Source organism: Neptunicella sp. (genome assembly GCF_048268085.1).
In the GTDB taxonomy this organism is placed as follows: domain Bacteria; phylum Pseudomonadota; class Gammaproteobacteria; order Enterobacterales; family Alteromonadaceae; genus Neptunicella.
Genome location: NZ_JBLWWF010000004.1, coordinates 13,872 through 34,242, shown reverse-complemented (window position 1 = coordinate 34,242; position 20,371 = coordinate 13,872). Strand labels below are relative to the sequence as shown.

Sequence of the window (20,371 nt, the reverse complement as noted above, 5' to 3'; positions counted from 1 at the left end):
CTCTGCTTCCATCACAAGCGTATTAATAACCTAAACCAATTTCCCGAGGAATAATGAATGCGTCGTTCGTATAGCAACACTATTGGCGTGCTTTTTTGTGGGATACTGTGCTGGTTGAGCGTCGTTAATGTGAGCTTTGCTGACGATGAGACTCATTTCTCTACACTCGTCGCGCAATTGCCCGATGCCAATTTCAAGCAACTCTCCATTTTGGCCGAAGAACTGGCCGATAGCGGTGATCCCAGAGTCGACAAGGTCTTGAAATATTTAATCGAAGGGGACCTGTATTATCTTAAAAAGGATAAACGGGTGGTATGGATCAAAAAGCAACCCGACGGTCTGTATGCTGCACAAGACATTCTTAGCTCCACAAACCTTGCACCCCAAGCCAAATCAGGGCTTAAAAAAATACGTACCAATAATAATCTACGTAGCCAACTACGGGGCCTCTTGGCACAGCTTAATTTTACCCATTCCGATGCGGATATCCGCTTGCAAGCGGTGCAGCAAATTCTGGATAACCCGGATCAGGGGGCAACCCAGCGATTACAAAAACTGGTCAAGACCGAATCAAACAACGATGTTAAAAATTTGATGCAAACAGCGATTGCTGTGCGTCAACTTAAAACCGGTGATAGAGCACAAAAATTGGCAGCGATTAAGATTGTTGCCAGTAGTTTGGAGCCGAGCGTTAAAAATGTGATGGCGATGGAATTACGTCAAGTCGATAAAGATGATGCTCAACTAAAAAGAGCGCTGGAAAAAGCCATTGATAGTATTGAAAACAAGCGTAGCTTTTATCAGTTTATCGAAAACATTTTCTTTGGATTAAGTTTGGGCTCGGTATTACTGCTGGCTGCCATCGGTTTGGCGATTACTTTTGGCGTGATGGGGGTAATCAACATGGCTCATGGCGAGATGATTATGCTCGGAGCATATACCACTTATGCGGTACAGCAACTTTTTCCGGAGTTACTCGCCTATTCTCTGTTTATCGCCATCCCTGCAGCCTTTGTGGTATCCGGTAGTATGGGAATAGTCATCGAACGTTGTGTCATTCGCTTTTTGAAGGGCCGCCCGTTAGAAACCTTGTTGGCCACGTTCGGCATCAGCCTTATTTTGCAGCAACTGGTACGCACGGTTTTTTCTCCGCTCAATCGCCAAGTCAGTAGTCCTGACTGGATAAGTGGCTCCTGGCAGATTAATCCAATTTTCTCACTTACCTATAACCGCCTGTATATCCTGCTGTTTTCACTGGCCGTGTTTTTCATCTTAATGTTGGTTATGAATAAAACCTCATTGGGGCTTCATGTCAGAGCGGTGTCGCAAAACAGACAAATGGCTAGAGCCCTGAGTATACGTAGTAGCTGGGTCGACGCGATTACCTTTGGTCTGGGTTCCGGTATTGCGGGAATTGCAGGGGTAGTACTAAGTCAATTAACCAATGTGGGCCCTAATATGGGCCAATCCTATATTATCGATTCCTTCTTAGTCGTAGTATTTGGCGGCGTGGGCAACTTGTGGGGCACACTATTGGCCGCCATGTCACTGGGCACGATTAATAAATTTCTGGAGCCGCTAACCGGCTCGGTACTGGCCAGTATTCTGGTATTAATCGGTTTGATCCTGTTTATGCAAAAGCGTCCTCAAGGATTATTTCCAATCAAAGGAAGGGCGGCGGAATCATGAGTTATTTATCCAAAATTCACGGAGCGATTAAGTTCGCCAATAGTCTGCAAACAGTCGTGGTTTGTTTGTTGAACAGCACCTTTTATGTGGCTTTTTGCAACCTGGTATTTGCCGAAGGTTCGTTATTACATGTGAGTACTTATACCGTCACGTTAATGGGTAAATATCTGTGTTATGCCTTATTGGCGTTGGCAGTTGATTTGGTCTGGGGGTATTGCGGGATATTGAGCTTGGGGCATGGGGCTTTTTTTGCCTTGGGCGGTTATGCCATGGGCATGTACCTAATGCGCCAAATTGGTGATCGTGGCGTGTATGGCAACCCGGAATTACCGGATTTTATGGTGTTTCTCAATTGGGATAGCTTGCCATGGTATTGGCTGGGGTCTGACAGTTTTCTGTGGATGGTGGTGATGGTGTTTGTTGGGCCCGGACTATTAGCTTTTGTGTTTGGCTCGATGGCTTTCCGTTCACGAGTTAGCGGGGTGTATTTGTCGATTATGACTCAAGCAATGACCTACGCATTGTTATTAAGTTTTTTCCGTAACGAGATGGGCTTTGGTGGTAACAATGGCCTGACAGATTTCAAAGAAATTCTGGGCTATTCATTGCAGGCTGACAACACACGTGTAGTGCTATTTGCCATGACCGCGTTGGCTTTGGGATTAGGGTTCTGGATCAGCCATTATATTGTTAATTCAAAAATGGGACGGGTGCTGGTCTCCATTCGTGATGCAGAAAGTCGTGTGCGTTTTATTGGTTATAAACCTGAGCATTATAAAGTGTGTATCTTTGTGATCTCCGCCATGTTTGCCGGCGTCGCCGGCGCCCTTTATGTGCCTCAAGTGGGCATTATTAATCCCGGAGAGTTTTCACCGCTCAATTCGATTGAAATCGTTGTATGGGTGGCGATTGGTGGACGGGGATCATTATACGGTGCACTCATAGGTGCGATTATTGTCAGCTATGCCAAAACCCGTTTAACAGCAGTGATGCCAGAAGCCTGGTTGTATGCCTTAGGTGGACTGTTTGTGTTAGTCACATTGCTACTGCCTAAGGGAATTGCTGGTTTATTGCCTTCATTGCAGGGCCAGTTATTTAAATCCCGTCAACCTGCGGTTGGTCAATCGCCAAAGGAGGTGAAGTCATGACGGCGTTGATAGATAGTGCAGAGAACCTCCAATCATCGGTGGATACTCGTCATGGGATGATCTTGTATGTGGAAGATGTCAGTGTCAGTTTTGATGGATTCAAGGCGCTGAATGATCTTAATTTGTATATCAAAAAAGGCGAATTACGTTGCCTGATTGGCGCCAATGGCGCAGGTAAAACCACCTTAATGGATGTGATCACCGGAAAAACCCGCCCTGATACCGGTAAAGTGAGCTTTGGTCAGCAAATCAATTTACTTGGAATGACTGAAGCTGATATTGCTCAGGCTGGTATCGGTAGAAAGTTTCAAAAGCCGACAGTGTTTGAGTTTCTCACGGTGTTTGAAAATATCGAGTTAAGTTTGGCTGGTGATAAGGGAGTTTGGTCGGCATTGGTGCACAAATTAACCACTTATCAACAAGACAAAATAGATCAAATTCTGACCACTATTGGTCTGAGCCAGCACCGCAACATGATGGCGGGAGCATTGTCTCACGGACAGAAACAGTGGTTGGAAATTGGCATGTTACTCGCGGCCGAACCGCAATTATTGCTGGTTGATGAGCCGGTGGCGGGGATGACGGCGCAAGAAACAGAGCGCACTGCTGAATTGCTTACTTCATTGGCAGGGGAGCATTCGGTAGTGGTTGTGGAGCATGATATGGCGTTTGTCCGTTCAATTGCTAGAACGGTGACTGTATTACATCAAGGTTCAGTCTTGGCTGAAGGTAGCATGGCTCAGATTCAGTCAAATCCACAAGTGATTGAAGTTTATTTGGGTGAGGATCACAGTTAATTATGATCGAATTGACATCAGTAAATCAAAAATATGGCGGCACTCAAATTTTGTGGGATCTGGATATGTGCATCAAGCCGGGTTCCAGAACTTGTATCATGGGACGTAATGGAGTGGGTAAAACCACCTTGCTTAAGTGCATTATGGGCTTACTTCCTATTGATAGTGGCGTGATCCAGATTGGCAACAAGGATGTTTCCCGTGAGAGTGTTGAATTAAGGCCAAACATTGGTATTGGTTATGTTCCACAAGGGCGGGATATTTTCCCCCAGTTAACGGTAGAAGAAAATCTCAAGTTGAGTCTGAATTGTCAGCGCCAGCGTTCGAAAAAGATCCCCGAATCGGTTTATGCGTTGTTTCCGGTGTTAAAGGAAATGTTACATCGGCGTGGCGGCGATTTGTCCGGAGGCCAGCAGCAACAGTTAGCGATAGCCCGCGCCTTAGTACTGAATCCCGACGTATTGATACTCGATGAACCAAATGAGGGCATACAACCCAATATCGTGCAACTGATCCGTGATGTATTGCTTAAGCTTAACAAAGAACAGGGTATGACCATCATACTGGTTGAGCAAAAACTGCCTTTTGCCCGGGCGGTGGGAGAGTTTTTCTATTTAATGGAAAAAGGCTCGGTAATTGCATCAGGGGAAATGGAAAAATTGGATGCCGAATTGGTTAGTCAACATCTGGCGGTGTAAATTTATTGATGCAATATAATGCGGTAAAAAATGCAGTGGTCACAGCGCCATCGCTAAAAACGGGCAAAAATAGCTGGATTGCCAGTCTGGAACTGGAGTTTACTTGTAATAACGATGGAACCCGACTCAACAAGGTCAGGCGTCAGGGGCCATTATCGGTGCAAAAAGCGTTCTATCCCGAAGGCCGACAATGCGCCCATGTGTATTTATTACATCCTCCTGCCGGTATCGTCTCCGGTGACGAATTGCATCTGCTATCAAGGTTGGGAGAGGATGCACAAGCTTTGATTACCACGCCTGGTGCCAATCGTTTCTATCGTGCTCGCGATGACCTGAATATTGGTGATACGAAACAAACCCAAATCAGCACCTTTTATATTGGCTCCCAAGCGATGCTCGAATATCTGCCGCAAGAGACGCTGATTTATAACGGTGCCGATGCGTTTAATCAGGTAGATATTCATCTGCAATCAGACAGTATTTATTTAGGTTGGGAAATTACCTGTTTGGGTTTGCCGGCCTCACAGCAACCCTTTAATAAAGGCCAATTCACCCAATTAAATCGATTATTTTGCCAGCAAAAACTGATTTATCACGACCGTATAGTCATTAATGCTAGCAATAAGCTGTTACAGCATTCCGCGGGACTGGCCGGTAATCCGGTATTTGGCAGTTTTATTCTTTATGTCCCCGATTTAAATGAAAATCAACGGCGTGAATTGCTTGAACAAGTTAGAGCACTCATTAGTGAAATGAACGCCTCACAGCTGGTTAGTATCACCAATCTTGATGGCGTGTTAGTGGCGCGCTATTTGGGCTCACAAGCCCAGCAATGTAAGCATTATTTTATTCAAATATGGCAACTTACGCGTCCTTATTGTAAAGGACAGGATGTTCAGCAACCGCGCATCTGGTTTACCTGAATCGGACTTAGTCGTTAAAAAGCAGATATGAGAAACAACGATGGATTTATTACCCAGAGAAAAAGATAAATTATTGATATTTACCGCAGCATTGTTGGCTGAACGCCGTTTAAAACGCGGGGTAAAGTTAAATTACCCCGAAGCGGTCGCTTATATTTCGATGGAAATAATGGAAGGAGCCAGAGATGGTCGCACGGTCGCAGAATTAATGGATTACGGCCGAACTTTATTAAGCAAGGAGCAAGTCATGGACGGCATTGCCGAACTGATCCCCGATGTACAGGTTGAAGCAACATTTCCCGATGGCACCAAATTGGTGACCGTTCATCATCCGATTATTTAGTGGAGGCCAACATGATACCCGGCGAAATTAAAACTGATTCAGGTCTGCACCAGCTCAATGTAGGGCGACAAACCATACAAGTTACCGTGGCTAATTCTGGTGATCGGCCGATTCAGGTGGGCTCCCATTATCACTTTTATGAGGTCAATCCGGCGCTGCATTTTGAACGGGATATTTGTAAAGGCTTTCGCCTGAATATCACCGCGGGAACGGCTGTTCGATTTGAGCCGGGACAGCAGCGTGAGGTGGAACTGGTGGCCTATGCCGGCAAACGCAATGTGTATGGTTTCCGTGCCGATGTTATGGGGAGTTTAAGCGCTGATCAGAACGATTCAAAGGAGCCAAACAATGGCTAATATTGATAAACAAGCCTATGCCCATATGTTTGGCCCAACCACAGGGGACAGGGTACGACTGGCTGATACCGATTTGTGGATTGAAGTGGAGCGTGACTACACCGAATACGGCGAAGAAGTGAAGTTTGGTGGCGGAAAAGTTATTCGTGATGGCATGGGACAGGGACAAATATGTTGCGCCGAATGTGTAGATGTAGTGATTACCAATGCGTTGATTGTCGACCATTGGGGGATTATCAAAGCCGATGTGGGAATTAAAAATGGCCGAATAGCGATCATCGGTAAAGCCGGTAACTCGGATATTCAGGATAACGTTGATATTGAAATCGGAGCGGGTACTGAAGTCATCGCCGGTGAAGGTCAAATTCTGACTGCCGGCGGAATTGACGCCCATATTCATTTTATTTGCCCTCAACAGGTTGAAGAAGCCATGATGTCGGGTGTTACCACCATGATAGGCGGCGGTACCGGACCGGCCACTGGCACCAATGCGACCACCTGCACTCCGGGGCCTTGGAACATTCATAAAATGTTGCAAGCGACTAATGATATGCCGATGAACTTTGGCTTTTTGGGTAAGGGTAATACCAGTTTACCCTTAGCGATTAAAGAACAGATCGAAGCAGGAGTATGCGGGCTTAAATTACACGAAGATTGGGGCACCACACCTGCATCGATTGATAATTGTTTGGCAGTGGCTGAACAATATGACGTCCAAGTGGCAATTCATACCGATACGTTGAATGAATCCGGCTTTGTGGAAAGTACCATCGGTGCCTTCAAGGGCCGAACCATTCACACCTACCACACTGAAGGGGCTGGTGGTGGTCATTCACCGGATATAATCAAAGCCTGTGGTGAAGCAAATGTCTTACCTTCTTCAACCAATCCGACCCGGCCTTATACCATCAATACTATTGATGAACATCTGGATATGTTGATGGTATGTCATCATCTGGATGCTTCCATCCCGGAAGATATTGCCTTTGCCGATTCGCGGATCAGGAAAGAAAGTATTGCCGCTGAAGATATTTTGCATGACTTGGGGGCAATTAGCATGATTGCCTCTGACTCTCAGGCCATGGGGCGAGTGGGTGAGATGATCACTCGGACATGGCAAACCGCACACAAGATGAAACAACAGCGTGGTTCACTTGCACCTGATACCGATCGTAATGATAACTTCAGAGTTAAACGCTACATCGCTAAATACACCATTAATCCGGCTATTAGTCATGGTATCAGTCATGAAGTGGGATCGGTGGAGGTCGGTAAATTAGCCGATTTAGTCTTGTGGAAACCGGCTTTTTTCGGGATTAAACCGGCACTGATTATTAAATCCGGCTTTATAGCAGCGGCGCCAATGGGGGATGCAAATGCGTCAATTCCTACTCCTCAGCCCGTCTACTATCGCCCTATGTTTGGCGCCTTGGGCAAAGCGGTCGCTGCAACCTCCATGACCTTTCTGTCAAAAGCGGCCGTGGAACTCGGAGTACCGGAAAAGATTGGATTGACCCGCCTGATTGGAGCATGTCGTGATACTCGAAATATCAGTAAAAAAGACATGATCCACAACGACTGGTTGCCGCAAATAGACGTGGACGCGCAAACCTATGAGGTGCGGGCTAATGGCGAGTTACTCAGCTGTGAGCCTGCAACCATACTGCCGCTCGCTCAGCGCTACTGTTTATTTTAAGCGCTGTTTATGTATATGTTTTTAAGGAAAATATAGTGATGTTGCAAGTTTATCAACGACTGGATCACGCCCATCAGCCGATTAATGACAGTATTACGCTGGACTATGACACTCGCCAAAAAGCCAGAATAAAATCCACTACCGATCAGGGAGAAGCGATTGCGATTTTTATTGAGCGCGGCCATCCATTAAAAGTAGGAGAAATACTCAAAACCGAATGCGGTAAATTAGTACAAGTAAAAGGCGCGTTAGAAGCTGTGGTAACCGCTACAACGGATGACTGGCAGGTATTTAGCAAAATGTGTTACCACCTTGGCAACCGGCACACCAAAATCCAGATAGGTGATCGATGGTTGCGCTTTAAGCCGGATCATGTGCTGGAAGAGCTGGTGACAAACTATGCATTAGACACCGATCATCAACCGGCGCTGTTTGAACCGGAAAGTGGCGCTTATGGGGCACAACATGGCGCGGGTCATCATCATGAACATGAGCACTGATCAAGATGTCTGCTAATGTCACATCCATTCATCCTCAGGTTAACGCGTTGAAACTATCTCGCTTATTGCAACTATGCAGTGCGAATTTGCCTATCGGCGGTTTTGCGTTTTCACAAGGGTTGGAATACGCCATCGAACAACAATGGATTAAAGATGCAGACAGCACCTGCAGCTGGATCGAACTGAATTTGCGCGAGTCCATCGCTCCGACTGATTTAGCGCTATTGAAACGTTGTTATCAATGTTTGGTTGAGCATGATTTAGCCGGTTTCTGTCAGTGGAACCAGTTTTTGCTGGCTTGTCGCGAAAGTGCTGAATTACGCATGGGCGATTTAGCCATGGGCAAGGCGCTGATACGCTTATTGAACAATATTGAGCAACTGGATCTGAGTGACTACGGCGAATTAACAAACCTGACTGAAATTAGTTTTGTGGCGGCATTTGCGTTCGCGGCCTGGTTATGGGGAATTGACTTAAACAGTGCTTTAAGTGGCTACGGTTGGACCTTTATTGATAATCAGGTAGCGGCGGCCACTAAATTAGTTCCGTTGGGACAAACGCAGGCACAAAATTTGTTATTTGGTTTAACACAGCAAGTTGAAGCGGCTATTGATACCGCAATGACTCTTGAAGATGAACAATTGGGTAGTAGTTTGCCACGTTTGGCAATGGCCAGCGCCTGGCACGAAACCCAATATAGTCGCCTATTTAGATCCTGATTACAGGACGAGGAGTAAAAATGAAACATAAACAAATATTGAGAATTGGAGTAGGGGGGCCTGTAGGTTCAGGCAAAACCGCACTGTTACGTACGCTATGTTTGGCGTTGCGGGATAAATACGATATGGCGGTGGTGACTAATGATATTTATACCCGCGAAGATGCAGAGTTTTTGACCAAACATAACGCACTCGACGCTGATCGGATTATGGGCGTGGAAACCGGGGGGTGCCCCCATACTGCCATTCGAGAAGATGCGTCAATGAATCTGGCCGCCATCGATGAGCTGGAATCCCGTCATCCCGGGTTGGACTTTGTGCTGGTTGAAAGTGGCGGGGATAATTTGAGTGCGACCTTTAGTCCGGAACTGTCCGACCTAACCTTGTATGTCATTGACGTTTCTGCCGGTGACAAAATTCCGCGCAAGGGTGGCCCGGGCATCACCAAATCAGACTTGTTAATTATAAATAAAATTGATTTGGCCCCCATGGTTGGCGCATCCCTTGAAGTTATGGATACGGATGCGAAACGAATGCGAGGTGATAAGCCCTTTGTTTTTAGCAACCTCAAAACGCTACAAGGTGTTGATGAGATCATCGGTTTTATTGAAACCGAGGGGATGTTGCAAGCGCCTCTAGCCGCAGATGCATAATCGATTAATTACAAGAACAGTAGGAACAAAATATGCGATTAATAAAAAGTTTAGCGTTAATGATCTCAGGCATGGGCTTTTCTAGTCTAGTCAGTGCACACGAAGATCATTTTTTAGGTGATGGGATGGGGCATAGTTTTTTTCATCTGCTATTTATTGCCTTGGTCGTATCGGTTGGCATCAAAGCGGTGAATTACTTTCGGCAACGTAAAAACCTTAATCAGGATAAACAATCAGATAATTTACGTGGCTGAGCGGATTATTAAAAAGGCAGTGAGAAATTGCTAAACAGGGATTAGCTCAGTTCGATTTCGATATCACTGGTTGCTATACAGCTGCAGGGCAGTATTTCATCGTCATCAATATAAGCTAAAGGTTCAGTAACATAATGTACTGAACCTTTTAGTAGGCGGGTGCGGCAGGCACCGCAGAAACCTTCCCGACAATGGTAATGCACGTCCAGCTGATTATCTTCCAATGATTGCAGCAAAGTTCGCTCTTGCTGTTGAACATATTCACCGTGATCTTTGACTACAATCATAAAAGGTGTTGCTTTATCGGTCATTAATTAGAGATCGAAATCATCAAATTCGTTGGCGTCAACTTCTGAATCAATTTGTCCCACCAAATAAGAACTGATTTCCGACTCTTGTGGTGCAACCTGTACATTATCCGATACCAGGTAGTTATTCATCCACGGCAGTGGGTTACTGGTAACATCAAAAGGCTTGCCTAAACCAATAGAATCCATCCGGTGATTGGCGATGTATTCAACGTATTGGCACAGAATTTCTTTGTTTAATCCAATCATGGAGCCATGCTGGAATAAATACTCTGCCCATTGTTTTTCTTGCTCAACGGCCTGCATGAATATGGCTTTTGATTGCTCTTTCAGTTCTTCGGCAATCTCGGCCATTTCAGGATCGTCTTTACCTTTCATCCAGATGTTAATTATGTGCTGTGTCGAGGTCAGGTGCAGGTTTTCATCGCGGGCGATTAAACGGATTATTTTGGAATTACCTTCCATTAATTCGCGTTCGGCAAAGGCAAACGTACAAGCAAATGAAACATAAAAACGAATGGCTTCTAGCGCATTGACAGAACACATGCATAGATACAACTTTTTCTTCAGCTCACGCATGGTGATGTTATGGGTTTCGCCATTGATGTTATGTACACCTTCGCCCAATGTTTGCCATAACTGAGTGGCGAATATCAGGTCGTCATAATATTGGGATATATCTGAAGCTCGTTTTTTAATTTCTTCATTCACCACAATATCTTCAAAGATAGCGCTTGGATCGGTAAATAAATTACGCAGTATATGGGTATAGGAACGCGAATGGATAGTCTCGAAAAATGACCATGTTTCAACCCAGGTTTCCAATTCAGGCAGGGATAGTATCGGCAAAAAAGCGATATTCGGGCTGCGTCCCTGAATGGAGTCAAGCAGTGTTTGGTATTTTAGATTGGAAATAAAAATATGTTTTTCTGGCTCAGATAATTTTTGAAAATCAACCCTGTCTTTACTGACATCCACTTCTTCAGGCCGCCAAAAAAATGAAATCTGTTTCTCAATCAGCTTCTCAAACACATTGTGTTTTTGCTGGTCGTAGCGAGCAACGTTGACGGGGTTACCAAAAAACATCGGTTCGAGTAGAGCGTTGGTGGTATTTTGATTAAAGGTTGTATATTTCATAGCACTTCTGAATAAAGATAAATTAACGCACGGGCCCATTACAGCGAACTACAATGAGCCCATTCCCCTTTTTTATAATCACTATTTCAGAATCGATTCCTGATCCTAAGGGCAATAGTGATTGTTGTTATATTTTACAGGCTCCACCTTCACAGCCGTCATCGTCTTCCGTAACAACTTCAACTACGGCTTTTTCGGCCTGATTAACGTTGACTTTTTTGTCTTCCATTGTATCTGAAGCACCATCTCGGGTGTTGTGGTAATACAAGGTTTTCACACCCAGTTTGTAAGCCGTTAGCAAATCTTTAAGCAACAGTTTCATGGGAACTTTGCCACCATCAAACTTGGCTGGATCGTAACTGGTGTTGGCCGAGATAGTTTGGTCAACAAACTTTTGCATCACACCAACTAATTGCAAATAGCCATCGTTAGTAGGTATGTCCCACAATAGTTCGTATTTATCTTTTAGTCGCTCGTATTCCGGAACGACTTGTTTTAACACCCCATCTTTACTGGATTTAACACTAATATGTCCACGAGGTGGTTCGATGCCATTTGTGGCATTAGATATTTGTGATGACGTTTCTGAGGGCATTAAGGCCGACAGGGTACTGTTACGAAGTCCGTGTTTTACGATTTCTTGGCGTAACGTGTCCCAATCATAATGCAAAGGCTCATTACAAACGGCATCCAATTCTTTCTTGTAGGTATCCGTTGGCATCAACCCTTTGGCATACGTAGTTTCATTAAACTTTTTACAAGGTTCAGTTTCTTGAGCCAGTTTGCATGAGGCTTTAAGTAGATAATATTGCATTGCTTCAAACGTGCGATGAATAAGCCCGTTGGCGCTGCCATCAGAGTATTTTGCCTCGTTTTTAGCCAAATAATAGGCAAAGTTAATGACCCCAATACCCAAAGTACGACGACCCATCGTGGCATTTAAAGCAGCCGGTACCGGATAATCCTGATATTCAAGCAAATTATCCAAAGCCCGCACGGTAATATCGGCTAGCTCTTCAAAATCATCCAGTTCGTTAATTTCGCCCAGATTAAAGGCCGACAGGGTACATAAAGCAATTTCACCTTCAGGATCATTTACGTTATTCAAAGGCTTGGTCGGAAGAGCGATTTCAAGACAAAGGTTACTTTGTCTTACTGGTGCTACCGCCGGATCAAATGGGCTGTGGGTATTACAGTGATCAACATTTTGCAAATAGATTCGCCCGGTACTGGCGCGTTCTTGCATAAATAAACTAAACAACTCAATGGCTTTGATCCGCTTTTTGCGAATACTATCGTCTTGCTCATACTTGACATACAGTTGTTCGAATTTTTCCTGATCGGCAAAAAAGGCATCGTACATGCCCGGCACATCAGAAGGGCTGAACAGCGTGATATAATCATCTTTAATCAGACGTTGATACATCAGCTTGTTAAATTGCACACCATAATCCAAATGGCGAACCCGGTTTTCTTCTACACCACGGTTATTTTTAAGTACCAATAGTGATTCTACTTCAAGGTGCCACAAAGGATAGAATAAGGTGGCTGCACCACCACGGACACCGCCTTGAGAACAGCTTTTTACCGCAGTTTGGAAATATTTGTAAAAAGGTATACAACCGGTGTGATAGGCCTCTCCACCACGAATTTCACTACCTAATGCCCGCAGGCGTCCCGCATTAACCCCAATTCCAGCGCGTTGACTGACATATTTTACAATGGCACTGGTGGTGGCGTTAATAGAATCCAGACTGTCATCCGCTTCAATCAATACACAGGAGCTAAATTGACGAGTCGGGGTTCGCACGCCTGCCATAATGGGAGTAGGTAAGGACACTTTAAACAAAGATGTCGCGTCATAAAAACGTTTGATGTAATCCAGACGCACAGATTTGTCATAATTAGCAAACAGGCAGGCAGACACCAGCATATAAAGGAATTGGGCACTTTCATAAATTTGCCCGGTAACCCGGTTTTGTACCAAGTATTTACCTTCCAATTGCTTAACCGCAGCGTAGCTAAAATTCATATCACGCCAGTGATCGATATAATCACCAAGTTCATTCAACTCTTCTGTACTGAAGTCTTCCAGCAAGTGTTTATCGTACTTACCCAGATCAACCATGGCTTTGACATGATCTACCAATGCTGGCGGTTCAAATTGGCCATAGGCTTTTTTGCGCAGATGAAAGATTGCTAATCGAGCGGCTAGATATTGGTAATCAGGACTGTCATCACAAATAAGATCAGCCGCTGATTTTATTAAGGTTTCATGAATGGTTTCGGTTTTGATGCCATCATAAAATTGCAGATGAGCTTTAATTTCTACCTGTGAGACCGAGACATTTTTTAATCCTTTTGCAGCCCAAGTAATGACTTTATGGATTTTGTCCAAGTCGATAGGTTCTTTTTCTCCATTGCGTTTAGCAACAAATATGTTGTCGTTCATGCCAGTCAGCCATTTTAGTTGTTATGTTTAGCGCAAATTCAAGGCTTAATACCTTGGGTTATCTGATCCTGTGGTCTGAAATTTTGTCGATTATTTTGATTTCTTATTAATAGATTCAGATTTATAGGATTAAGCACAAGATAGTGAGGTATTAGGATGAATGCAACCCAATATATGGTGGTTTATTCAACATCGTGAACAATGCATATTTGCCAGTTAGTGAAAGCTCACCGCAAAGCCTTTAAGTGTGCCGAGATCTTTTAAATGCAATACAAAAATAGTGTTAAAAAAGCCTCTAAGTTTTTTTAATTTTAAAATACTTTTTTTAATAGCTATACGATATATAGTGTTGTTTGACATTTGAGCGCACTATATATAGTGATTCTTGACAATGTTGATTTTTATAGCAATGGTGCGATGTTTAGCGGTTTCTAATCATCTTTATGGCAGCATAATAAGTAATTTACATCGACATTATGCTCGGAGAGATAATACTGACGCGAGAGCGGGTTCATATGCAATCCTGTCATATGTTTTGCGTTTAATGCGGTTTGATCAAGCCAGCCTAATAATTCTGATGGCTTAATAAATTTATCATGTTGATGGGTACCTTCCGGAACCAGCTTTAATATTTTTTCTGCAGCGACTATTGCCATTAACCAGGATTTAAAATTGCGATTTAACGTTGAAAAGAACACTAATCCACCGGGTTTTACCAATGTTTCACATGCATTCACTACTGATTGGGGATCCGGTACGTGCTCTAACATCTCCAGGCACGTGACGATGTCGAACTGTTGTGGATGTTGTTGGGCAAATTGTTCAGCGGTGCAGTGCTGATAATCAACCTTAATACCGGTTTCTAAACCGTGTAGTTTGGCCACCGCCAATGAATCATTGGCCATATCGATCGCTGTTACATTGGCCCCCAGGCGGGCCATACTCTCAGCTAAAATACCGCCACCACAGCCTACATCAAGTATGTTTTTGCCAAACAAACCGTTAGCCTGGTGGGCGATATAATCCAAGCGCAACGGGTTAATTTGATGTAAAGGCTTAAATTCGCCTTCTAAATCCCACCATCGACTGGCTAAGGCTGAAAACTTTTCAATTTCTGCTGGGTCGACATTATCTGGTTGATTTAGTACTTCGTTCATGATCATTTTTCTTGGACTGAGTTATCACCATTATAACCATCCGAACGTGATAAATGCATCTGTTACCTTATGCACTTTGACATATGAAGAAAAAACAAACTTGCTGACCGCAGCAGACATTTCATGAGCAAATAAAATGTCAAAGCAAAATGCGCACAACAATTTAATAACTAATTGAATTATTTATATAATACTGTTCGTTTTGATATTTTTTATACAAATATATGATTAGCGATACAAGTTAATAGAAGGTAAAGATGGCTGTTTATTTGTGGATTTGAATGATAGAATCGGGCGCTTATAACAATAATCTATAACTCGCTAATATCGCACTGATTAGGCTACAAACAGCCCAATCAAATAGCGTAAATGAACAATTAGGGACAAGGCAGTATATGACTGATCATGCCAACCAAATTCTCCCCATCAATATTGAGGAAGAACTAAAAAATTCTTATCTGGATTACGCCATGAGCGTTATCGTCGGGCGAGCATTACCCGATGTACGTGATGGGCTAAAACCGGTTCATCGTCGCGTATTATTTGCGATGAATGAACTGAAAAACGATTGGAATAAATCTTATAAAAAATCTGCCCGTGTGGTGGGTGATGTTATTGGTAAATATCACCCTCATGGTGATTCTGCTGTATACGACACTATCGTTCGGATGGCGCAGCCTTTTTCATTGCGTTATATGCTGGTGGATGGTCAAGGTAACTTTGGTTCTGTAGACGGTGACTCGGCTGCGGCGATGCGTTATACCGAAATTCGCATGGCTAAAATTTCCCATGAGTTATTAGCAGACTTAGATAAAGAAACGGTTAATTTTGTACCTAACTACGATGGTACTGAGCATATTCCAGAAGTATTGCCGACTAAAGTACCGAATTTGCTGATTAATGGTTCGTCAGGTATTGCGGTGGGGATGGCAACCAATATTCCTCCACACAATCTGACAGAAGTAGTAAATGGCTGTATTGCCATGATCAACAATCCGGATATTACCATCGAAGAGCTAATCGAGCTTATTCCAGGTCCGGATTTTCCGACTGCCGCTATTATTAGTGGCCGTAAGGGGATCGAAGAAGCTTACCGTACTGGTCGCGGTAAAATCTATATGCGTGCCAGAGCGGAAGTCGAGACCGAAGACAACGGCAAAGAAACGATTATTATCACCGAGATCCCTTATCAGGTGAATAAAGCCCGTTTGATTGAGAAAATCGCCGAACTGGTAAAAGAGAAGAAAATAGAAGGGGTTTCCGCATTACGTGATGAATCTGATAAGGATGGCATGCGTATTGTAGTGGAAGTAAAACGTAACGAATCCGGTGAAGTATTACTTAACCAGTTGTACCGTAATACACAATTACAAACCGTATTCGGGATAAATATCGTTGCGCTGGATAACAATCAGCCGAAGATATTTAATCTTCCGGATATGTTGAAAGCCTTTATTCTGCATCGACGTGAAGTGGTAACCCGCAGAACGGTTTATGAATTACGTAAAGCCCGTGACCGAGCGCATATCTTGGAAGGTTTGGCCATTGCGCTGGTTAATATTGATGAAATTATCGCGTTAATCAAAGCCTCTAACAGTCCTGCAGATGCGAAATTAGCATTAACGGCTGCCGGCTGGAAGTTGGGTGATGTGGCGCAAATGCTGGAGAAAGCCGGCGTTGATGCGGCTCGTCCTGACTGGTTAGAGCCAGAGTATGGTGTACGTGATGGTCTGTATTTCCTGACTGAACAACAGGCACAAGCGATACTGGACTTGCGTTTACATAAATTGACCGGTCTGGAACACGATAAAATATTGGCAGAATATCGCGAGCTAATGGAAGTTATTGCCGCCTTGATGTTTATTTTGTCTAGTCCAGAGCGACTGATGGAAGTTATCCGTGAAGAACTCGAATTAATTCGTGATGAATACGGTGATGAGCGTCGTACTGAAATTACTGCTGCTTCTCATGATATCGACATGGAAGATCTGATTGAGCAGGAAGACGTTGTCGTCACCCTGTCCCATGAAGGTTATGTAAAATATCAAAAATTAGTTGATTATGAAGCTCAGCGTCGAGGCGGGCGAGGCAAGTCGGCGACCAAGATGAAAGATGAAGATTTCATCGAGAAATTACTGATTGCTAATACCCATGATCACATTTTGTGCTTCTCGACTCGTGGTCGCTTGTACTGGTTGAAAACTTATCAACTGCCATTAGCGAGTCGTAATGCCCGTGGTCGTCCAATAGTTAACATTTTGCCATTGGAAGAAGGTGAACGTATAACGGCCATCTTACCTATAAAAGAATTTGTTGAAGGTAAGTATGTCTTTATGGCGACCGCCGCCGGTACCGTGAAGAAAACCGAACTCACCCAATATTCACGACCACGTGCAAATGGCATTATTGCGGTTAATTTACGCGATGACGATGAATTGATTGGTGTGGCCTTAACCGATGATGACAGCGAAATCATGTTGTTTTCTGATAGTGGTAAAGTCGTACGTTTCCATGAGTCTCAAGTTCGTGCAATGGGACGCACCGCAACCGGTGTGCGCGGCATGAAACTTAAAGAAGGTCAAAAAGTTGTGTCACTCATTGTGCCTCATAGTGATGGTGCAGTATTAACCGCCACCGAAAATGGTTACGGTAAACGTACCCCATTAGCGGATTATCCCGCTAAGAGCCGTGCTACCCAAGGGGTGGTTTCGATTAAAGTGTCAGAACGTAATGGTGCCGTTGTTGGCGCCGTACAAGTTGATGAAGATGATGAAATCATGTTGATCAGTGATAAAGGCACTCTGGTAAGAACTCGCGTAAGTGAAGTCTCTACCGTCGGTCGGAATACCCAAGGCGTAATTCTGATTAGAACCATCGAGGGAGAGCATGTAGTCGGATTGCAGCGAATTGAAGAAATCGCTATTGCCGATGATGAGTTAGCCGAAGAGATTGACGAGCTAGTTGAAGCTTCAGCCACGACACAAGATGGAGAAGACGCATCAACGCCTTCCCAGGATGACGAGAATTAATCCCGACGGGTATTATTATTGTTAGTGTTAACAAACGGGCGGTTTTTACCGCTCGTTTTTAATTTTGTCGAATGAATTTTAAATTATGAATAACGGGGTTCAGTTGAGTTCAACATTTAACTTTTGCGCGGGTCCGGCCATGTTGCCGGCTGAAGTTATGCAGCAAGCACAGCAAGAAATGCTGAATTGGCAAGAGCAGGGCTGTTCGGTGATGGAAATCAGTCACCGCAGCAGTGCGTTTATCAGCTTAGCCAAGCAAGCGGAACAGGATTTACGTGACTTATTAGCCATACCGGACAATTATCAGGTGTTGTTTTGTCACGGTGGGGGACGAGGACAGTTTTCTGCGGTGCCAATGAATCTATCCCACCCCGAGCAGTCAGCTGATTACTTATTAAGTGGCTCATGGTCAAGCTCTGCGTTGCAAGAAGCGACTAAGTATCTGCGAACTTCCATTGTTGCAAAACCACAGATTGAGAACGGTAAAATGGGGATGCCAGCGCCATCAACATGGTCGCTAAATCCGAATGCTGCCTTTTTCCATTACTGTTCAAATGAAACCGTGGACGGTCTTGAAATTAATGATGTTCCAGCAGTAGGGAATGTTCCATTAGTCGCCGATATGTCGTCGAATATATTATCTCGTCAAATTGATGTGAGCCGCTTTGGATTGATTTATGCGGGCGCCCAGAAAAACATTGGACCATCAGGCTTGTCGGTCGTTATTGTTCGAGAAGATTTACTCGACAGAGCGCGTACCGAAACGCCTTCGATTTTACATTATGCCCTGCAGGCTCAAAATGATTCCATGTTTAATACTCCACCTACTTTTGCCTGGTATTTGGCTGGCTTGGTATTCCAATGGTTAAAACGTCAGGGTGGGGTGGCCAAAATGGCCGAGTTAAACGCACAAAAAACGCAATTACTTTACCAGACAATAGACCAAAACGACTTTTACCGTAATACGGTAGCTGAATCGTTTCGATCCAAAATGAATATTCCGTTTCAATTAGCTGATTCAACCTTAGATCAAGAGTTTTTAACTCAGGCACAACAGGCGGGATTATTAGCGTTAAAAGGGCATCGTTCTGTGGGTGGAATGCGTGCCAGTATCTACAATGCGATGCCTATTGAAGGGGTGGTCGCACTTACCGATTTTATGCAAGATTTCAGCAGGAGAATGGGATAATGGAATCATTAAAATTAGAACCTATAAGCCAAGTTAGCGGCACTGTTAATGTTCCAGGTTCCAAAAGTTTGTCAAATCGCGCATTACTGTTAGCCGCGTTATCAAAGGGCGAGACTCATCTCACTAACCTGCTGGACAGTGATGATATTCGGCACATGTTAAATGCATTGAGCCAGTTAGGAATTCAATATCGTTTGTCCGAAGATAAAACCCAGTGTTGGTTGCAAGGCAACGCGGGGGCATTCAAGGCTGCTGAGCCATTAGAGTTATTTCTGGGTAATGCCGGAACCGCGGTAAGGCCTTTATGTGCTGCTTTAGCGGTATCGCAAGGCGAGTTTACCATTTTGGGGGAGCCACGAATGGAAGAACGTCCTATTCAGCCTTTGATTGAAGCTCTGAAAACAGCAGGCGGAAAAATTGAATATCTTAAAAATGAAGGGTTTGTACCACTAAAAATTACTGGACAGGCATTACAAGGTGGAGTCATTAAGGTAGACGGAACGCTATCCAGCCAATTTTTAACCGCGTTATTAATGGCCGCTCCCTTATTTAAAACCGACTGCGAAATTCAAATTCAGGGCGAACTTGTTTCCAAACCTTATATTGATATTACCCTCCATATTATGCAGCAGTTTGGGGTTGAAGTTGAAAATCATCAGTATCAACGCTTTGTGGTCAAAGCAGGGCAAGCATATCAGTCTCCAGGCGCATTTTTAGTGGAAGGCGACGCATCCTCTGCCTCTTATTTTTTAGCGGCAGGGGCGATTAAAGGTGGAAAGGTTAAGGTCACTGGGGTTGGTAAAAACAGTATACAAGGTGATATTCGTTTTGCTGACGTATTAGAAAAAATGGGCGCGTGTATCAACTGGGGAGATGATTATATCGAAGTCGAGGGACGACCTTTACATGGTGTTGATTTGGATATGAATCATATTCCTGATGCGGCAATGACCATAGCGACGACGGCGTTATTTGCAAAAGGAACAACCAGAATATCGAATATTTATACGTGGCGTTTAAAAGAAACCGATCGTTTGGCTGCGATGGCGACTGAATTACGTAAAGTCGGGGCAACAGTGGTAGAAGGTGAAGATTACATTGAAATTACCCCAACCGATAATCTGCAACTGGCCGCGATTGATACCTATGATGATCATCGTATGGCTATGTGCTTCTCCTTAGTAGCGCTAAGCGAAACTGCAGTGATTATTAACGATCCGGGTTGTACCGCCAAGACATTCCCTGATTATTTCCAACGCTTGTCATCAATCAGTATTAAATAATTATTATTCTGCAGATTGAAACGGCGGGTTATGCACACAT

Annotated in this window: 19 protein-coding genes; 15 read left to right on the top strand and 4 right to left on the bottom strand. The window is 44.1% G+C overall.

All coding sequences use genetic code 11. From position 1 onward, the window contains the following. The first annotated feature begins 57 nt into the window (after window positions 1-57). The 12 genes from urtB to ACTD55_RS03940 are packed head-to-tail and all read left to right on the top strand — an operon-like array spanning window position 58 to window position 9,776. Window positions 58-1,689: an urea ABC transporter permease subunit UrtB gene (gene urtB, locus ACTD55_RS03995; protein WP_438863018.1), complete on the top strand. Its 1,632-nt coding sequence runs from the start codon at window positions 58-60 to the stop codon at window positions 1,687-1,689. After that, window positions 1,686-2,837 carry an urea ABC transporter permease subunit UrtC gene (gene urtC / locus ACTD55_RS03990; protein WP_438863017.1) on the top strand — a complete coding sequence of 384 codons (1,152 nt, stop codon included), beginning with the start codon at window positions 1,686-1,688 and terminating at the stop codon, window positions 2,835-2,837. Before urtB ends, urtC begins: the two co-directional genes overlap by 4 nt. Further along, window positions 2,834-3,634: an urea ABC transporter ATP-binding protein UrtD gene (gene urtD, locus ACTD55_RS03985; RefSeq protein ID WP_438863016.1), complete on the top strand. Its 801-nt coding sequence runs from the start codon at window positions 2,834-2,836 to the stop codon at window positions 3,632-3,634. The genes urtC and urtD overlap by 4 nt, the downstream gene beginning before the upstream one ends. Window positions 3,635-3,636: 2 nt before the next feature. Then, the gene (gene urtE / locus ACTD55_RS03980; protein WP_438863015.1) at window positions 3,637-4,332 is read left to right on the top strand and encodes an urea ABC transporter ATP-binding subunit UrtE; all 696 of its coding nucleotides are present in this window, start codon (window positions 3,637-3,639) and stop codon (window positions 4,330-4,332) included. Between the two features lie 8 nt (window positions 4,333-4,340). Next, the gene (locus ACTD55_RS03975; protein WP_438863221.1) at window positions 4,341-5,255 is read left to right on the top strand and encodes an urease accessory protein UreD; all 915 of its coding nucleotides are present in this window, start codon (window positions 4,341-4,343) and stop codon (window positions 5,253-5,255) included. A 40-nt stretch (window positions 5,256-5,295) separates the two neighbouring features. Then, complete coding sequence (locus ACTD55_RS03970) at window positions 5,296-5,598, top strand: urease subunit gamma (protein ID WP_438863014.1); 303 nt, start codon at window positions 5,296-5,298, stop codon at window positions 5,596-5,598. 11 nt (window positions 5,599-5,609) lie between these two features. Continuing rightward, window positions 5,610-5,954 carry an urease subunit beta gene (locus ACTD55_RS03965; protein WP_438863013.1) on the top strand — a complete coding sequence of 115 codons (345 nt, stop codon included), beginning with the start codon at window positions 5,610-5,612 and terminating at the stop codon, window positions 5,952-5,954. Further along, the gene (ureC, locus tag ACTD55_RS03960; protein ID WP_438863012.1) at window positions 5,947-7,650 is read left to right on the top strand and encodes an urease subunit alpha; all 1,704 of its coding nucleotides are present in this window, start codon (window positions 5,947-5,949) and stop codon (window positions 7,648-7,650) included. The genes ACTD55_RS03965 and ureC overlap by 8 nt, the downstream gene beginning before the upstream one ends. Window positions 7,651-7,688: 38 nt before the next feature. Continuing rightward, window positions 7,689-8,150 carry an urease accessory protein UreE gene (gene ureE, locus ACTD55_RS03955; RefSeq protein ID WP_438863220.1) on the top strand — a complete coding sequence of 154 codons (462 nt, stop codon included), beginning with the start codon at window positions 7,689-7,691 and terminating at the stop codon, window positions 8,148-8,150. Between the two features lie 5 nt (window positions 8,151-8,155). Beyond that, complete coding sequence (locus ACTD55_RS03950) at window positions 8,156-8,869, top strand: urease accessory protein UreF (RefSeq protein ID WP_438863011.1); 714 nt, start codon at window positions 8,156-8,158, stop codon at window positions 8,867-8,869. Window positions 8,870-8,889: 20 nt separating this feature from the next. Continuing rightward, window positions 8,890-9,522: an urease accessory protein UreG gene (ureG, locus tag ACTD55_RS03945; RefSeq protein ID WP_438863010.1), complete on the top strand. Its 633-nt coding sequence runs from the start codon at window positions 8,890-8,892 to the stop codon at window positions 9,520-9,522. A gap of 32 nt (window positions 9,523-9,554) precedes the next feature. Next, the gene (locus ACTD55_RS03940; protein WP_438863009.1) at window positions 9,555-9,776 is read left to right on the top strand and encodes a hypothetical protein; all 222 of its coding nucleotides are present in this window, start codon (window positions 9,555-9,557) and stop codon (window positions 9,774-9,776) included. Between the two features lie 41 nt (window positions 9,777-9,817). Here the strand turns inward: ACTD55_RS03940 and yfaE are convergent, their stop codons facing one another. From yfaE to ubiG, 4 genes are all read right to left on the bottom strand, one after another. Beyond that, window positions 9,818-10,063, bottom strand: coding sequence for a class I ribonucleotide reductase maintenance protein YfaE (yfaE, locus tag ACTD55_RS03935; protein ID WP_438863008.1), 246 nt, complete (start codon window positions 10,061-10,063; stop codon window positions 9,818-9,820). A 27-nt stretch (window positions 10,064-10,090) separates the two neighbouring features. After that, complete coding sequence (gene nrdB, locus ACTD55_RS03930; protein WP_438863007.1) at window positions 10,091-11,221, bottom strand: class Ia ribonucleoside-diphosphate reductase subunit beta; 1,131 nt, start codon at window positions 11,219-11,221, stop codon at window positions 10,091-10,093. Window positions 11,222-11,348: 127 nt separating this feature from the next. Beyond that, window positions 11,349-13,673, bottom strand: a complete 2,325-nt coding sequence (nrdA, locus tag ACTD55_RS03925; RefSeq protein ID WP_438863006.1) for a class 1a ribonucleoside-diphosphate reductase subunit alpha — start codon at window positions 13,671-13,673, stop codon at window positions 11,349-11,351. 431 nt (window positions 13,674-14,104) lie between these two features. Next, the gene (gene ubiG, locus ACTD55_RS03920; protein WP_438863005.1) at window positions 14,105-14,830 is read right to left on the bottom strand and encodes a bifunctional 2-polyprenyl-6-hydroxyphenol methylase/3-demethylubiquinol 3-O-methyltransferase UbiG; all 726 of its coding nucleotides are present in this window, start codon (window positions 14,828-14,830) and stop codon (window positions 14,105-14,107) included. Window positions 14,831-15,225: 395 nt separating this feature from the next. On the opposite strand from ubiG, the gene gyrA reads away from it, so the two are divergent. From gyrA to aroA, 3 genes are all read left to right on the top strand, one after another. Further along, complete coding sequence (gyrA, locus tag ACTD55_RS03915; protein ID WP_438863004.1) at window positions 15,226-17,859, top strand: DNA topoisomerase (ATP-hydrolyzing) subunit A; 2,634 nt, start codon at window positions 15,226-15,228, stop codon at window positions 17,857-17,859. 103 nt (window positions 17,860-17,962) lie between these two features. Further along, complete coding sequence (gene serC, locus ACTD55_RS03910; RefSeq protein ID WP_438863003.1) at window positions 17,963-19,048, top strand: 3-phosphoserine/phosphohydroxythreonine transaminase; 1,086 nt, start codon at window positions 17,963-17,965, stop codon at window positions 19,046-19,048. Further along, window positions 19,048-20,331 carry a 3-phosphoshikimate 1-carboxyvinyltransferase gene (gene aroA, locus ACTD55_RS03905; RefSeq protein WP_438863002.1) on the top strand — a complete coding sequence of 428 codons (1,284 nt, stop codon included), beginning with the start codon at window positions 19,048-19,050 and terminating at the stop codon, window positions 20,329-20,331. The genes serC and aroA overlap by 1 nt, the downstream gene beginning before the upstream one ends. Window positions 20,332-20,371: the final 40 nt, after the last annotated feature.

What these genes read in the sequence shown, in the direction of transcription:
- urtC (WP_438863017.1), top strand. Translation starts at nt 1,686, where the DNA reads ATGAGTTATTTATCCAAAATTCACGGAGCGATTAAGTTCGCCAATAGT.
- ACTD55_RS03970 (WP_438863014.1), top strand. Translation starts at nt 5,296, where the DNA reads ATGGATTTATTACCCAGAGAAAAAGATAAATTATTGATATTTACCGCA.
- urtD (WP_438863016.1), top strand. Translation starts at nt 2,834, where the DNA reads ATGACGGCGTTGATAGATAGTGCAGAGAACCTCCAATCATCGGTGGAT.
- urtB (WP_438863018.1), top strand. Translation starts at nt 58, where the DNA reads ATGCGTCGTTCGTATAGCAACACTATTGGCGTGCTTTTTTGTGGGATA.
- aroA (WP_438863002.1), top strand. Translation starts at nt 19,048, where the DNA reads ATGGAATCATTAAAATTAGAACCTATAAGCCAAGTTAGCGGCACTGTT.
- ACTD55_RS03950 (WP_438863011.1), top strand. Translation starts at nt 8,156, where the DNA reads ATGTCTGCTAATGTCACATCCATTCATCCTCAGGTTAACGCGTTGAAA.
- ubiG (WP_438863005.1), bottom strand. Translation starts at nt 14,830, where the DNA reads ATGAACGAAGTACTAAATCAACCAGATAATGTCGACCCAGCAGAAATT.
- ureC (WP_438863012.1), top strand. Translation starts at nt 5,947, where the DNA reads ATGGCTAATATTGATAAACAAGCCTATGCCCATATGTTTGGCCCAACC.
- ACTD55_RS03940 (WP_438863009.1), top strand. Translation starts at nt 9,555, where the DNA reads ATGCGATTAATAAAAAGTTTAGCGTTAATGATCTCAGGCATGGGCTTT.
- ACTD55_RS03965 (WP_438863013.1), top strand. Translation starts at nt 5,610, where the DNA reads ATGATACCCGGCGAAATTAAAACTGATTCAGGTCTGCACCAGCTCAAT.
- yfaE (WP_438863008.1), bottom strand. Translation starts at nt 10,063, where the DNA reads ATGATTGTAGTCAAAGATCACGGTGAATATGTTCAACAGCAAGAGCGA.
- ACTD55_RS03975 (WP_438863221.1), top strand. Translation starts at nt 4,341, where the DNA reads ATGCAATATAATGCGGTAAAAAATGCAGTGGTCACAGCGCCATCGCTA.
- ureE (WP_438863220.1), top strand. Translation starts at nt 7,689, where the DNA reads ATGTTGCAAGTTTATCAACGACTGGATCACGCCCATCAGCCGATTAAT.
- ureG (WP_438863010.1), top strand. Translation starts at nt 8,890, where the DNA reads ATGAAACATAAACAAATATTGAGAATTGGAGTAGGGGGGCCTGTAGGT.
- gyrA (WP_438863004.1), top strand. Translation starts at nt 15,226, where the DNA reads ATGACTGATCATGCCAACCAAATTCTCCCCATCAATATTGAGGAAGAA.
- nrdB (WP_438863007.1), bottom strand. Translation starts at nt 11,221, where the DNA reads ATGAAATATACAACCTTTAATCAAAATACCACCAACGCTCTACTCGAA.
- nrdA (WP_438863006.1), bottom strand. Translation starts at nt 13,673, where the DNA reads ATGAACGACAACATATTTGTTGCTAAACGCAATGGAGAAAAAGAACCT.
- urtE (WP_438863015.1), top strand. Translation starts at nt 3,637, where the DNA reads ATGATCGAATTGACATCAGTAAATCAAAAATATGGCGGCACTCAAATT.